Genomic DNA, 14,761 nt, shown 5'->3' on the forward strand with positions numbered 1-14,761 from the left:
AGTGGCGATACCAACACCAAACACAGACCAACCAAAGATAGTATTTCAAGAACACGCATAGCGTTCTCCTTGCTGCGCGACCGGCAAATCCAAGCTTACGTGACCGACGGACAATCCCAAAGGGTCAATCCCACGGTGCCTTCGAGACGATGTATCGCGGGGATCATCTGCTCTTTGAAGCGTCGCAGCAATGGCCCGCGGACAGTCAGTATTCCGCGTTTGACAGCTTATTCAGGCAGTGGCTGATTGGTGTGCCTTTGGGCAGGGCACAGTACCCATCCGACCGCATGTTTGGTGGCGGGGAAACACCTCCTCCGATCAAGATCACCAGGAACTCCTCAATCGGTGGCAACAGCGTATCGGCGTTCTCAATCGTCTCTTCGGTCGAGACTGTCCGGAATGCCTCAAACAGTGGAAGGGTGATTTCGCCTTCTACGCCGTCGGGATGTTCGTCCAGAAGCTGGCGCGCGCCCCAGTCGGGATCTGTGAAGAATCTGTGATAGTAGGTGCGGTCCAACCGATCTTTCTGGATTTCCAGGCTTTCCGGGACAACACCCCCGTCGCGGACGCCCTGATAGATTTCCATGATCTTGCCGTGGACCTCGGGCCATGCGCTGGCTTCGACGGTCGCGCTCAGCGCGATCACGGCCTTGTTCTTGCCCACGACCACAAAGTCCGAACGTGGATCGTAGGATGCACGCATGGACTGGCGGATGACACGAAACATCTCCGAGCCCTGGTTGGCGCCGATGTAGTCAACAAGAAGGTTCGACCCAAGCTGGTCCTGTGCATTCGAAAACGTCTTTGCATTGGCAAACAGGATCAACATTTCGGATGCGTCGGGATCGGCGAGATGCACAATACCTTTGGGCAGGGCAAAGGGCGCCCCGTTCGCGCCGTTCCACCCTTCGGCCCATTTGCTCAGGGCGCGCCCCAGCCGGAACCGCGCGCCCGGCAGCGAATTGATCAATCGGACGGTGCGGCGCGTTACCTCTTCGTCCTCTGATCTGAGGATGACCTGATCTGGTCGTCCGAACTGAAAGTCGGTTTCAAGGGTTTCTTCGCCCGTAGCGGCAGGGTCGAATTCCAGATAATTGGTAATCTCGTTCAACACATCCGACGGCTGTCTGGTTCTGGTCGAGATGATTGGGCGAAACGCCTCAAGCTCTCGTGCGTACCAGTCTGGTGTGTATCGGGGCTCGAGCAATACGTTCTCGAGGTGCACCAGGACTTCCGGGAAGACGTCGCTTGGCGCCGAGACGGTGAGCGTCAGGTTCTTGCCGCTTCTGCCGATTTTCTGTTCGACACCTTTCAGCTTCAGGAACGAACTGACTTCGTAGGATGAGCGGGTCGATGTCCCGCCTGTCACCACGCTCGCAATGGCGGCGGACATGGCGGCAGTGCGGTCCAGCGTCGGGTGGTCAATCGTCCACACCAGGGTCAGTGCGGACGTTCCGTTCTCGAGCGGAGAGAGCTCGACCAGTTTCGTTTCGCCTGCAGTCGCAATCAGTTCCGCCTGTGCCCGCTCACCCGGCAGCAAGGTAAGCGCAACAAAGAGAACTGTGAGAAGCCCGCCCTTGAAAACGCTCATGTCAGTCAGCTTTCTCTGCAAGAACAAAAGACGTCGCCGAGGGCTGCAAGACTTTTTCCGCAAAATCGATAACTTCCTGATCTGTGGTGTCGCTCAGTGTTTCGGCAAAGACCGACGGGCTGATGGGCGGGAATCCGTCGGCGGCGACGTTCTGTAGAAACCACAGAAAGGCCGAAGGACGGCGGGCCATGTTCTGAGACCAGACCACCTCCTTTTGACGGAGCTCATGAATTTCGTATTTGCTGATCGGCTCGTCCAGCAAGCCAGCCAAGGTTTCGGTCAGCAGATCCTTGGCTTCATCCACGCTGAAGCCAGGCATGAGTTGCAGGTCGATCACCAGTTCAACATCGGCATTCTTCGCAAAATACCAGTTGACGCCATGGTTGAGTATCCGCGTGTCCTCGTGCCGCAGGACCTTGGCGATCCGTTCGTTCAGAATCCCGCTTGCGATGAAGAACGCGCCTTGCATGTCGATGCTCGTGGAGCGGTCTTCGAATTCCACGAATTTTGCAAACAGCACGGTGTCGCGTTGCAGACGATCCGACTGCAGACGCACTACGGACTGTTTCCCCGGATCCGGCTTGTGATCCAACCACGGTTTATTCGGAGCGTCAGATGGTTCGGTGTCGCCAAACACCCGCGCCACCAGTTCTTGGGCCCGGGCTGGATCAATGTTTCCGGAGACGATCAACGTCACGTTGGACGGCACATAGTGTTCTTTGTGAAACTGATAGGCCTTTTCGAGGCTCAGCTTGGGCAGATCCTCGACGGTGTTGTCTGCCCGGCCGCGCAAAGTGCCGTAGAGGTTTTGAAGTGCCATTCGGCTGAGCCAGCGAAACGGATATTGCCGTTCACGCAGCAAGGTTTCCCGCTGGACGATAGCGACTTCGCTCTCCGCAAATTGCGTGGATACGGATGGCGTGTCCAGAACGGCCCGGGAAAGCCGCAACAGCATCTCCGCCTCGGATGGCAGTCCGGAATTCGTGTACACTGTCGCGACATTGTGCGTGGTGGCGTAGATGTCGCGCTCGCGCGGTTTTCTGAGAATGGTGGCGTCGGCCGAGAACGCGGCGAGATGCTCGGTCAGATGGGCTGTGCCGGACGGGTCCGGGTCGTCATACGACCCCGAAAGAACAATCAACTGAACATCCACGCGGTCGAAGTCGTTCACGGGAACCACATATGCCGCGTGCAGCCCGCCTTTTTGGGCAAGCGGAATGACGCTCTGTGCCTGGGCGGATCCGGAAAAACCCAAAAAGACGATCGACAAGAAAAATACGGCGGCGCGCATCAAAATCCTTTGAACTATTTGATTTTCGCTGAAACGCCGGTCAGCCGACGCTCAACCAAAGGGGCAACGGTTGTATCAATGCTTGCGGCGTGCGGGGTGTTTTTCAAGTCGCAAAAGGCATTGCAAATCGGGGTGTGCTTCTGAGGCTGCGGTCGGGGCTTGCTGGGGCGAACATCTGGATCATGTCAGACCAAGGTCTGTGGTGCGATTTTTGATTGTGGGTCATAGTCGGGGCCAAGATGAGGACAAAAGTTGCTGAGCCGACGATTGGGAACTGGTCGTTGTCGCGAGTATTTCTTGCGGCAAGCATCCTTGTGATGGGATCTGCAACCGCGATCGTCGGCGTATGGGTTTCAAATCGAATCCAGAATGCGGTCGTGCAGAACTCGGCCAATTCGGCGGCGCTGTATATGGAAAGCATCGTCTCACCTCTCAGCCAGGAACTGGCGTTGGGTGACCGCCTGTCCGAGCAGGCGAGGCGGGCGCTGGACGAGATATTCATGACCCAGCCGATGCGCGACCGTATCGTTTCGTACAAGTTCTGGAAGCAGGGTGGTGTCGTCGTACACGCTTCGGACACGAGTATCATCGGAAACCGTTTCGAGCCGACGGGTGACCTTCAGCGCGCCTGGATCGGCGGAATCTCGGGCTCGTTCGAGGAACTGGATCACGATGAAAGCGCTGCCGAAGCGGCCTTGGGGATACCGCTGCTCGAGGTCTACAGCCCCATTCGTGAACTGTGGTCCGGTGAAATCATTGCCGTGGCCGAGTTCTATGAAAGGGCCGACCAATTGGAGATGGATCTGGCAAAAGCCAAGCGCACAAGCTGGTTGGTCGTCGGTTCGGCCTTTCTGGCAAGCACGGTTGTCCTGTTTTGCATCGTTGCGATCGGGGACAACACCATCCGGCGGCAGGCGCGCCTATTGAAGAAACGTCTGGCGGAAAGTGAAAGGATGGCGGCGCAGAATGCGATGCTGCGGTCACGGGTGGTCGAGGCCTCGGGTCGGTATGCGACGCAGACGGACCGGTTTCTGAAGAAACTCGGCGCCGAACTTCATGACGGCCCGGCGCAGTACCTGTCGCTTGCCGCCCTTCGGTTGGAGGCCGCGTTTTCGGACAGATCCCCAAAACCGAAGGAGGCTGAAGAAATCCAGCAGTCGCTGCAGAAGTCCTTGACCGAAATCCGCGCGCTGTCCCGGGGACTTTCCGCACCCGATATCGACAACCTGACCTTGGTTGATGTCGTGAAAAGAGCGGTCGAGGACCACGCAGAGCACAGCCCGTTGCGGCCTGAAATCTCGTTTCATGGCAGTGATATGCCGAATTTGTCGGTGTCGGACAAACTGTGCGTTTTCCGCTTTCTTCAGGAAACACTCTCGAATTCCGCGCGATATGCTCCGCAGTCCCGCTGCAGCGTCACCTGCCATGTTCGCGACGATTGCATTGTCATTCAGGTCAAGGACGATGGACCCGGCTTTGATCCTATGGACGGCACTGTTCTTTGCGATGATGGCGGCCAGGGGCTGTTGGGGCTGCGCGATCGGGTCGAGAGCATCGGCGGCAAGTTTCAGGTCTTGTCCAGCCCCGGCCAGGGCACCACCGTCGAAATGACCCTGTTTCCCAACAAAACAAGCTCACCATGACCAAGACACTTGTCATAGCAGATGATCATCCGATTTTCCGGGATGGGCTGCGGCGGACCTTGGATGAGGCAGAAGGGTTCGAAGTTCTCGCGGCCGGATCCAGCGCTGACGAGGCGGTTGCGCTTGTCGCTCAGCACCAGCCCGACATCGCAATTCTCGATCTCTCGATGCCCGGCGGTGGGATCAACGCGACACGCCGGATCGCCGCAATGGAAAAACCGCCCTGCATCGCGATTCTGACGGTTTCGGAGAACAGCAGCGATGTTGCCGATGCACTCGAGGCCGGAGCAATTGGGTACATTGTCAAAGGCGTAACCGCGAGCGAACTGACCGCGTCCCTGCACAGCATCGCCGCGGGGGAGGGGTTCGTTTCGCCGGGGCTGGCTTCGCGGGTACTTCTTCAGATCAACAACGACGCAAACCCTGCGAACAACAGCGATGTCCTGGATGATCTTACGCATCGCGAAGAGGAGATACTCAGGCGCGTGGCCAAGGGTTTGAGCAATCGCGAGATCGCCGTGGAACTGGATCTTCAGGAAAAGACCGTGAAACACTATATGACGGCGATCCTGTCCAAGCTGCACGCGCGGAACCGGGTCGAGGCCGCACTTATCGCGCACGACGCGTGGGGCAAGAAACACAAGCCGCATAGCCTGTAATCGCCGAAACGGCCTCTCTGACCGAGAGACCGTCCGGGAAATTCGCGCTGTTCGTCAGTTCGCGACCGATTGCAGCCTCCGGATGTCTGCGGCCGTGGCTGTTCTTTCCACAACGGTCCGGTTGAAGGGGTCTTTCAGCTCGTAGCGCCCGAACTCGATCTCTTCTTTCCAGCCGTTGGCGTAGTTGACTTCGATGTTGTTTCCCTGACGTTCGATCTTTGTGGGGCGGCTTCCGGCCACACCACCTTGCCCGGATGCGCTTACATTCTTGATCGAAATGCCGTTCGCCAGAGAGCGAAGCCTTGAGATATCGGCACCTGTGGCTGGCCGTTCCTCAACGGTCCGGTTCTGAGCATTCTTTCTCTCGTACCGGCCGTTTTCGATTTCTTCCTTTGTTCCGTCGGCATAGCGAACTTCGATCCCGTTTGCAGTTGTCTCGACCTTGGTTATGCCGGCCGACCCGGTCGGGGTGCTTCCGGATTGCGACGATCCCTTTTTGCTGCCGCTGCGACTTGACCGATCGTCGTCATCATCATCGTCGTCATCATCGTCCCGATCATCATCGTCGTCATCATCGTCCCGATCGTCGTCGTCATCATCGTCCCGATCGTCGTCGTCATCATCGTCGTCCCGACCGCTGCCACCCTTGCCTTTGCCGCTTTTGGCAAACGCGTAAGCGGGCTCAAGCTGCAAGCCGCCCTCGGTGCTGAACTTGGGAGTATATGGCGCCGCCGAAATCAACGTCGCCAGTGCCACAGTGCTGAGAAGTTGTCCCAGTTTCCGGTTTGCAATCATTTCAGCCTCCTTTGCTGTTCGACAAATGTCTGGTTGTCGTAGGGAGGCTAAGCCGGGTTGGATCAGTCCACATCGGGCTTAGGTCTGACGAATTTCCAACCAAACGTCCGAAAGGGGAAGCGAAAAGGCCCAAGGTGCCAAGATCAAGTCGACTGGCGAATCGCCAGGGCTCATGGGTTGCAGGGGAATGTGGGCGTCGGCTCAGTCTGTTGTGGCGTCGTTGGTCGGGACCGGAACAACCTTGAGATATGCGGCGATCGCCAACCGGTCGTCATCGGACAGACGGGAAGTGTTCTCGATGACCTCGACCATCTCTCCGCCGGCGCTGTCATAGTCCGGAGTGAAACCGGACTTAAGGTATTCGGCGATGTCGGCTTTGGACCAATCCAGGTGGTTGGTGGTCAGGCCGGGAATGCGCCCTTTTCCGCTGGGATTTGGCGCACCCGCCAGCCATTGATCCCGGTTCAAGCCGCCAAGGCCATCTCTGGGCGTGTGGCACTCGGCGCAATGGCCCAGAGCTTCGACGAGGTAACGCCCGCGCTGCTGCTGCGCATCGAGATCACCGTCCACCACCCACCCTGGTTCAAGGTAGAGAAGCTTCCAGCCGCCCAAACTTCGCCGGATGTTGAAGGGAAAACCGACCTCATGCGCGCTGCTTTCCTGTGAAGCGGCCGGCAGGGTGCCAAGGAATGCGTGCAGCGACACGACATCCTCCGGCGTCATGTTCGTATAGGTCGTGTAAGGGAAGGCCGGATAGTAGTGCTGCCCGGCCGGCCCGGTTCCGTAGATCAGGGCATCCGCCAGTTCCAGCGCCGACCATGACCCAATCCCGGCTTCTGGGTCGCTGGATATGTTCGGAGCTATGAAGGTACCGAAATCCGTCTCGAACCGGCGTCCGCCCGCCAGCACCAGCTTTTCCTCACCCTCGGAGTTCGGCGCTGAATGGCACGAGGCGCATCCGGCCGCAAAGAACACGGTCTCGCCCCTGACAAGATCAGGGGCAATCCCGTCCAACTCGGCCGGATCGACGTGTTGCGGTCGGGTCAGAACCAGACCGGTCAGCCCGGCCACGACCGCGACGCCCGCGGCAATCGACAGAAGCCGCCGCACCGTCAGGGCCTTGTCAGTTCTTTGGGGCTCTGTATGCCTTGTGACATGCCGAACAGGCTCCACCCAATGGTCCCATCGCTGCTTTCAGCGCTTCGACATCTTGCCCGGCGGCGGCCTGCATCGCAACCGCGGCTTCAGCCATTGCCTGACCCTTGGCGCTGACATCCGGGAAGTTCTCCCAGATCGCCGGAAGCGCCCTAGAAGATGGGTCGGAGACATTGTCGGACCCGGCTGGCCACATCGCCGACTGATCGATCTGCGTCACGGCAACCAGGTTGTTGGCCGCGCGTGTCGCGGCCTCGGCGTTGTATTCCACTTCGCCTTTGGCCATGCCGCCAAGCGTGCCCAGATTGAACGCATACAACTGCATGACGGCCTTCCGCGCCTTGACGGCCGGGTTTTCGCTTTCCTGGGCTACGGCCGTGCCAATAACGGCCACAGAAATCAAACTCGCCGCAAGGATTGAGAATTTCTTGATCATGGTATCTCTCCCACATGAATGTGCCGAATGGTAGCTTGATCGAAATTTCTTGTAATTGTTTATTTCTCTGCGTTTCTTGTTAACTTATGAACAATCAAAACTGGGATGACATCCGATACGCCCTCGCCGTAAGCCGGCACGGCTCGTTGAACGCAGCGGCCACAGCGCTGGGCGTGACCCATGCAACGGTGCTGCGCAGGGTGGCCGCGTTTGAACGACGCCATGGGTGCGTGATCTTCCAAAAGAACCCGTCGGGCTACAGCGCGCTGCCCGAGGCCCGGGCCATTCTTTCGGCCATGGAAAATGTCGAGGACGCGGTGCTTTCGGTCGAACGGGCAATCGTGGGCGCGGACCGTTCGCCGACCGGGCGGGTGCGGATTGCCTCGACCGACAGCCTTTGCCAGCTTGTACTGCCCGGGATACTGAACCGCATTTCTACGCTTTATCCGGGTTTGGAACTAAGTCTGCTGAGCGGGAACAATCACCATGACCTGTCGCGGCTGACAGCGGACATTGCCGTGCGTCCATCAATCCGCTTGGGCGAAGACTTGGTGGGCGAGCGCGCTGGCGCGTTGGCCTTCGGGGTCTACGACGATGGGTCCTCCTACCGAAAATGGATGCGTTTGGATGGGGCGCTGAGCGGTTCGGTCCCGGCCAGATGGATGGCCGAACATGTGCGGGATGAAGACACCACCATCGGCGCGGACAGTTTCCTTGTGCTCCAGCAGATGGCTGCGACAGGCGTCGGCAAGGCGTTTCTGCCGACGTTCATCGGTGATGCGGACCCGCGGTTGCGGCGGGCGCCGGACATGGATCCGGAAATCGAGGTTCCTCTGTGGGTGGCCACGCTTGAAGAGATTGCGCGGACGCCGCGGTTTGCCGTCGTGCAGCGGGCCTTGGTGGAATACCTGCCCGAAGCACTGGGCCGGTAAGGTTAAACCGAAACGGCCGCCCTGAGCTGCTGCTGACCAAGTTCGGATTTTGACCCTTTCAGGAATGGCGACCCGCGTTCCAGCACCAGAAAACTGTCGCCCAGGGAATACGCGAAATCAAAATACTGCTCGACCAGGACAATCGCCATCTCACCTTGATCGCGCAGCAGGCGGATGACTTCGCCGATCTGCTTGATGATGTTGGGCTGGATGCCCTCGGTTGGTTCATCCAGCAAAAGCAGCCTGGGTTTCGTGATCAAGGCCCGCGCAATTGCGAGCTGCTGCTGCTGACCGCCTGACAGATCACCACCGCGCCGCGACAGGAACTCTTTGAGAATCGGGAACAGTTCGAAGATGTAGTCAGGTATCCTGTGTTCGCTGCGGGGCAGGCAGGCAAAACCGGTTTCCAGGTTCTCGCGGACCGTCAGAAACGGAAAGATTTCTCGTCCTTGCGGAACATAGGCCACACCTTTTCGAGCCAGCTCATAGGATGTGGCCTTGCCGATCTCCTCGCTGCCAAGCCGGTATTCACCGCCGCTGCGGGGGTGCGTTCCGGAGATGGCTTTCAACAGGCTGGTTTTGCCGACGCCGTTGGTGCCCATCACGCAGGTGACCTGACCCTGACGCGCGGTGATGTCGATCCCGCTCAGGATCTGGCTGCCGCCGTAGTGCAGGGACAGGTCCGAGATTTCCAGAAGCTCAGCGGCCAAGATACACCTCAATCACTTTGTCATTATTGGTGACGTGGTCCAGCGACCCTTCGGCCAGAACCGACCCCTCGTGAAGCACCGTGACCTTGCAGTTCAGGCGGCGGACGAACTCCATGTCATGTTCAACCACCACCACGGCGCGGGATTTTGCGGCCGCGACAAGAATGTCAGTCGTGTGCTCGCGCTCGGCGGGGGTCATTCCGGCGGCCGGCTCATCGACCAGCAGCAACTGCGGATCCTGCGCCAGCAGCATGCCGATCTCAAGCCACTGCTTCTGTCCGTGGCTCAGTTCGCCCGCCTTGCGGTTCAAGGCATTCTGCAGTCCGATTTCCTCGGCCAGGTCAGCGACCTTCTGATGATCCGCCTGTCCGGCCCGGAACCGCAGGACCGCCAGCGGGCCGCGTTTGTTCCTGAGGGCCAGCATCAGGTTCTCGCGAACGCTCTGGTCCTCGAAGACGGTGGGGCGCTGGAACTTTCGGCCGATGCCGGCCTGGGCAATCTGGCTTTCGCTCATCGACAGGAGCGAGACGGATTTGTCGCCCCACAGGACATGGCCGTCATCCGGTTTGGTCTTGCCGGTAATGATGTCCATGAACGTCGTCTTGCCCGCCCCGTTCGGGCCGATGACCGCGCGCATTTCGGCTGGGCCAATCTGGAATGTCAGGTTGTTGATGGCTTTGAAGCCGTCGAAGGTTACGGACACGCCGGAGACTTCAAGCAACGTACTCATTCGTCGGCCTCCTTTTCGCGCAGCGACCCAAGGTCCGGCCCCAGATCGGCGCCGTGGCGGTCCGGGGCGCGCCGTTCGGCAAACCTGTCGATCAGACCGCCGATGCCCCGAGGCGCAAACAGCGTGACCGCGACAAATGACAACCCAAGCAGGATGGTCCACCAGTCGACCCATTGGATCGTGTAGAATCCCAGCGAGATGTCGGGGGCCTGACCACCCGTGAACCAGGTGGACAGCAGAGAAACGAATGCCGCGCCGATCACCGCTCCGTACAGACGGCCCCGTCCGCCGATGGCCACCCAGACGGCCAGGTAGATTGATGCAATGGGCGCGATCTCGGCTGGATTGATGATGCCGGCTTGAGGGTAGTACAGGGCGCCCGCGATGCCGCAGATCACGGCGGTGAAGGTGAAGATGAACAGCTTGTAGGCTTCGACCGAATATCCAAGAAACCGAACCCGGCTTTCGTCGTCCCGGATGGCGCGAATGACCGATCCGAACTTGCCGGACACCATCCAGGCGCAGACCAGATAACCCAGCCCCAGCGCCAGGGCCGACGCCCAGAAGAACAGGATCGAAACCGTCGATTGCGGCACCGAATCCAGACCCGGCAAATTCTGCAGACCCGACAGTCCGTTGTTCCCGCGCAGCCCGCTGTCGTTCTGAAACAGGTACAGGGACAGCGCCAGCGTCATCGCCTGCGTCAGGATCGACAGGTAGACCCCGGTCACGCGGCTGCGGAAGGCGAGCCACCCGAACACAAGGGCCAGCAAGCCGGGCACCAGTACGACCGCGGCCAGTTGCAAGGGCAGCGAATGCGCAACGGCCCAGATCGGTGGGAACTCGGATGCGCCGACGACGCCGAAGATCTGGGTGGCGATTCCGTCAGAAATTTCCTGGGCCGTTGGCGGCAGGGCCGAGGACGCGAGGCTTTCGATCACGATGATCTCGGTCCGCGCATACATCAGCCACATGCCGATGGCGTATCCGCCGATACCGAAGAAGGCCATATGCCCCAAGGACAGGATGCCCGTGTAGCCCCACACCAGGTCCATCGCCAGGGCCGCAAGGCACAGGCAGAGGGTCTTGCCCAATGTCTTGACGAAGCTGGTGGATATCAGGCCGATCCCGAACCCTTCGCCCAGCACTGTTATGGTCGCCGTGAACAGCGCCAGAATGATCAGAAAGATCGCGACCGAGGGATAGCGCAGCACAAATGGCTTTCGCATCGGGCCGGCTGTGGATGTCATGTCAACCATATCACGCTTCCGCCGCCCGACCCTTGAGCGCGATGATGCCGCGCGGCCGGAATTGAATGAACAGGATGATGAACAGGATCATGTAGGTCTGTGCCGCCAGGGTATTTGACGGGTTGAACCATTCGATCCCCTTCTGCAGCGTGCCGACCATCGTCGCCCCCAGCAGCGTCCCCCAGATGTTGCCCACACCGCCCACGACCACTGTCATGAAGCTTTGCACGATATAGTCCGAACCCATCTCGGACGTGACCTTGGCGTAAAGTCCGATCGCCACGCCGGCAATGCCCGCGATGCCCGAGCCAAAGCCGAAGGTCAGCATGTTGATCCGGTCGGGATTGATACCCATCGAGGACGCCATGCGCGGGTTCTGCGTCACGGCGCGTACCTCAAGCCCCAGTCGGGTCCGGTTCATGACAATGAGGAAAAGCGCGAGGAACAGCAGCGCCAGAACAAAGATCGCGATGCGGATATAACTGATGGAGACGATATCGTTCAGCACCATCGAACCGTCCAGCCACGCCGGAGCGGTCAGGGGGCGGGCCTGGGTTCCAAAGATATTCTTGGCCAGTTGCTGCAGCGCGATGGAAACCCCGAAGGTCGCAAGCAGAGTCTCCAGCGGACGGTGATACAGCCAGCGAATGACCAGACGTTCCAGCAGAACACCGGCGCCGAAGGTCACCAGGAATGCGCAGGGAATGGCGACTATGATCGACAGCGTTAGGTCCGGAATGAACAGTTGAACCACATATCCGGTATAGGCGCCCATCATGATGAACTCACCATGCGCCATGTTGATGACGCCCATGACGCCGAAAGTGATGGCAAGGCCGATGGCGGCAAGGAAATAGATCGAGGCGAGAGACAGCGCATCCAGAACCAGATCCGCCGTCTGGTTGAGAGCGACTTGTGTCTCGATATTGTCCAGCACGGCCTGCGCCGCCAGCGCCACGGGCAACGGTGCCGAAGTGTAGACCCGATAGAACTTGTACTGTTGCACGGCCTCGGCGATGTCGTCCTGCGTCACCAGTGGAGCGGCGAGCCCCTGATCGGCCAGCAGCTGGTATGCCGCTTGTCGTGCCGCATCTTCGTCCAGACTTGCCACCTGTACGCCTGCGACCCTGTCACCGTCGATATTCGAAATCAGGGTCTCTTTGATGGTGCCGTCGTCCACCAGGGCCGGTGCCAACCCGTTCTCAACCAACAGGTCATAGGCCTGTTTCTGTGTTAGTTCGTCGGACCCGGCCTCGATGGTCACAGCGCCATCCGGAACCGTGTCGGACACCTTGATTTCAGATGCAACAAGGGGATTGAGCGTTGCGCGCACGTCAACGCCCAGATCGCCGGCGAAGCTGTCGATTGCAGCCAGCCTTGCGGCCGCGTCATCATCAAACCGGATCGTCAACAGACGCTCGAGCCGGTCCTTGCGGGCCCGCAGATCCGCGTCCTGCTCTCCGGCAATGGCGTCGCGCAGAGCGGATAGGTGCGAGGGTTCCGCGTCCCGCTCGATCGCCGTCAGCGCTGCGCTTCGGTTCAGCGGGTCGGGGTCGTTCAATTGAAACTGCACCAGCGCCGAAGCGATCAACCCGCGAATGCCCGAGTTCGGCTTGAGTTGTTTGTAGTTCTTCTTGTCGACGACACCGATCTCGGCCCCATCCGAGATGTCGAAAACCCGCAAACCGCCCTCGGCTTTGGACGCAAAAACGAAAAGGCCCGTATCCCGGTTGAACCACATGTCCTTGGCCTGCCACCGCTCCAGGACGGTTTGTGCCTCGGGCAATCCACTCTGCGCCAGGGCGTCAATCGCCGGGCCGATCGTCTTGCGAGAGGATTTTTGAATGACCTCCGCATGGGCCTGCAAAAGCTTCTGGACCGGCGCGTCGGAGGATTGGGCTTGCAAAAGACCAGGGGCCACGAACAGCAGCAGGGCAAGCAAAGCCCGGCAAATCGAAAGCGTCATTTGGGGAGACCTCGGTATTGGGCCCCGGGGCACACGTGACGCGCCCCGAGGTGTTCCGGTTCAGATCTTAGTAGTTCGATTTGATCTGTACGCAGCTTTTCGTTTCGGTGTTGTACATACCGCAACCCAGCTCTTTCCAATCCGAGACCAGAACCGCGGATTCGGGCAGGTAGTCCGTCCAGGCATCGCCCGGAACCTCTTCGGTCTGGCTGATGATGTCGAATTGACCGTCTTCCTGGATTTCACCGATCAGAACCGGCTTGGCGAGGTGGTGGTTCGGCAGCATGACGGCCGTGCCGCCCGTCAGGTTCGGGAATTCCTGGCCGTACATGGCTGCGCGCACGGCATCGACATCCGTCGAGCCCGCCTCAGTTGCGGCGTTCACCCACATGTTGAAGCCGATGTAATGCGCTTCCATAGGATCGTTGGTCACTCGATCTTCGCCCATGCGGGCTTTCCAGGCGGCAACCCAGGCCTCGTTCGCTTCGCTCTCTGCCGACTGGAAGTAGTTCCACGCGGCCAGATGTCCGACAAGGTTGGTCGTGTCCAGGCCGGCCAATTCTTCCTCGCCGACCGAGAAGGCAACAACCGGAATGTCATCGGCCGAGATACCTGCGGCGGCCAGTTCCTTGTAGAAGCCCACATTCGCGTCGCCGTTGATGGTCGAGATGACGCCGACTTTCTTGCCGTCCGCGCCCAGCGCAACGACATCCGCCACGATCTTGGACCAGTCGGAATGGCCAAAGGGCGTGTAGTTCACGAAGATGTCCTCTTCGGCGATGCCTTTCTGCTTCAGATAACTTTCGAGGATGTTGTTCGTCGTGCGCGGATACACGTAGTCGGTGCCCAACAGGGCGAATTTCTCGACCCCCAGTTCCTCAAGGAAGTAGTCCGTTGCGGGGATCGCCTGCTGGTTCGGTGCGGCGCCGGTGTAGAAGACGTTCTTCGAGCTTTCTTCGCCTTCGTACTGAACCGGATAGAACAGCAAACCGTTGAGCTCTTCGATGACCGGCAATACGGATTTGCGGGACACCGATGTCCAGTTGCCAAAGATCACGTCAACTTCGTGTACGGTCAGCAGTTCGCGCGCTTTCTCGGCAAACAGCGGCCAGTCCGAGGCGGGGTCGACAACTACGGCTTCCAGCTCGCAGCCCAGCAGGCCACCAGCTTCGTTCTGCTGTTCGACCAGCATCTCCATCGTGTCTTTTAGCGTGGTCTCGGAGATGGCCATCGTGCCGGACAATGAGTGCAGAACGCCCACTTTGATCGGGCAATCGGCCAGCGCGGGCAGGGCGGTTGCGAACAATACAGCAGCAGTAGTGTTGAGTAGTTTGGAGTGCATCAGCGTTTCCTTTTGTGCGATGCGCAGCAGGCTTGTCCGGAACGTCGAAACATCCCATATACCCCCCACGCTTAATTGCGGTGTGCGAGGGCGTCATCAGGTTCCTAGGCCGGGCACCTTCGCACATTTTCCAAGCCGTCTTTCGGCGCACCACATTGCTAGGTCAGCTTTTGCCGGGGCTCAGAGTCCGGTGGCGTGAGTTTTTGGATTGATTCAGCGTGTTGCCCAAATTTGCGGCGGTGCCGCATGGTTCGCCCAAAA

General features: G+C 59.3%; 13 protein-coding genes. 3 read left to right on the forward strand and 10 right to left on the reverse strand.

Translation table 11 applies throughout. The features are described from left to right. Positions 1-205: 205 nt before the first annotated feature. Together AC2FNZ_RS15770 and AC2FNZ_RS15775 are read right to left on the reverse strand one after the other, a co-directional pair. Positions 206-1,591: a peptidase M16 family protein gene (locus AC2FNZ_RS15770; RefSeq protein WP_496841208.1), complete on the reverse strand. Its 1,386-nt coding sequence runs from the start codon at positions 1,589-1,591 to the stop codon at positions 206-208. 1 nt (position 1,592) lies between these two features. Beyond that, positions 1,593-2,882, reverse strand: a complete 1,290-nt coding sequence (locus tag AC2FNZ_RS15775; RefSeq protein ID WP_496841209.1) for a M16 family metallopeptidase — start codon at positions 2,880-2,882, stop codon at positions 1,593-1,595. A 317-nt stretch (positions 2,883-3,199) separates the two neighbouring features. Here AC2FNZ_RS15775 and AC2FNZ_RS15780 point away from each other — a divergent pair, with 317 nt between their 5' ends. After that, positions 3,200-4,525: a sensor histidine kinase gene (locus tag AC2FNZ_RS15780; protein WP_496841210.1), complete on the forward strand. Its 1,326-nt coding sequence runs from the start codon at positions 3,200-3,202 to the stop codon at positions 4,523-4,525. Further along, a complete protein-coding gene (locus AC2FNZ_RS15785; protein ID WP_496841211.1) occupies positions 4,522-5,184 on the forward strand; it encodes a response regulator in 663 nt (220 codons plus the stop codon). Before AC2FNZ_RS15780 ends, AC2FNZ_RS15785 begins: the two co-directional genes overlap by 4 nt. A 54-nt stretch (positions 5,185-5,238) precedes the next feature. Here AC2FNZ_RS15785 and AC2FNZ_RS15790 read toward each other — a convergent pair whose 3' ends face one another. The 3 genes from AC2FNZ_RS15790 to AC2FNZ_RS15800 all read right to left on the reverse strand — a co-directional run bounded on the left by AC2FNZ_RS15790 (position 5,239) and on the right by AC2FNZ_RS15800 (position 7,570). Next, positions 5,239-5,979 carry a hypothetical protein gene (locus AC2FNZ_RS15790; RefSeq protein ID WP_496841212.1) on the reverse strand — a complete coding sequence of 247 codons (741 nt, stop codon included), beginning with the start codon at positions 5,977-5,979 and terminating at the stop codon, positions 5,239-5,241. A 201-nt stretch (positions 5,980-6,180) separates the two neighbouring features. Then, complete coding sequence (locus AC2FNZ_RS15795) at positions 6,181-7,089, reverse strand: c-type cytochrome (RefSeq protein WP_496841213.1); 909 nt, start codon at positions 7,087-7,089, stop codon at positions 6,181-6,183. A gap of 13 nt (positions 7,090-7,102) precedes the next feature. Beyond that, on the reverse strand, positions 7,103-7,570 hold the full coding sequence (locus AC2FNZ_RS15800) for a c-type cytochrome (protein WP_170370342.1): 468 nt from the start codon (positions 7,568-7,570) through the stop codon (positions 7,103-7,105). An 86-nt stretch (positions 7,571-7,656) separates the two neighbouring features. On the opposite strand from AC2FNZ_RS15800, the gene AC2FNZ_RS15805 reads away from it, so the two are divergent. Next, positions 7,657-8,502: a LysR family transcriptional regulator gene (locus AC2FNZ_RS15805; protein ID WP_170582329.1), complete on the forward strand. Its 846-nt coding sequence runs from the start codon at positions 7,657-7,659 to the stop codon at positions 8,500-8,502. Positions 8,503-8,504: 2 nt separating this feature from the next. Here the strand turns inward: AC2FNZ_RS15805 and urtE are convergent, their stop codons facing one another. From urtE to urtA, 5 genes are all read right to left on the reverse strand, one after another. Next, the gene (gene urtE, locus AC2FNZ_RS15810) at positions 8,505-9,212 is read right to left on the reverse strand and encodes an urea ABC transporter ATP-binding subunit UrtE (RefSeq protein WP_496841214.1); all 708 of its coding nucleotides are present in this window, start codon (positions 9,210-9,212) and stop codon (positions 8,505-8,507) included. Then, positions 9,202-9,942, reverse strand: coding sequence for an urea ABC transporter ATP-binding protein UrtD (urtD, locus tag AC2FNZ_RS15815; RefSeq protein WP_093964004.1), 741 nt, complete (start codon positions 9,940-9,942; stop codon positions 9,202-9,204). The genes urtE and urtD overlap by 11 nt, the downstream gene beginning before the upstream one ends. After that, positions 9,939-11,192: an urea ABC transporter permease subunit UrtC gene (urtC, locus tag AC2FNZ_RS15820; RefSeq protein ID WP_437342538.1), complete on the reverse strand. Its 1,254-nt coding sequence runs from the start codon at positions 11,190-11,192 to the stop codon at positions 9,939-9,941. Before urtC ends, urtD begins: the two co-directional genes overlap by 4 nt. 10 nt (positions 11,193-11,202) lie before the next feature. Beyond that, the gene (gene urtB / locus AC2FNZ_RS15825) at positions 11,203-13,158 is read right to left on the reverse strand and encodes an urea ABC transporter permease subunit UrtB (protein ID WP_496841215.1); all 1,956 of its coding nucleotides are present in this window, start codon (positions 13,156-13,158) and stop codon (positions 11,203-11,205) included. Between the two features lie 67 nt (positions 13,159-13,225). Beyond that, entirely contained in the window at positions 13,226-14,500 is a 1,275-nt protein-coding gene (gene urtA, locus AC2FNZ_RS15830) for an urea ABC transporter substrate-binding protein (RefSeq protein WP_093964383.1), read from the reverse strand. Between the last annotated feature and the right edge of the window lie 261 nt (positions 14,501-14,761).

The organism is Ruegeria sp. SAZA006 (assembly GCF_059613465.1).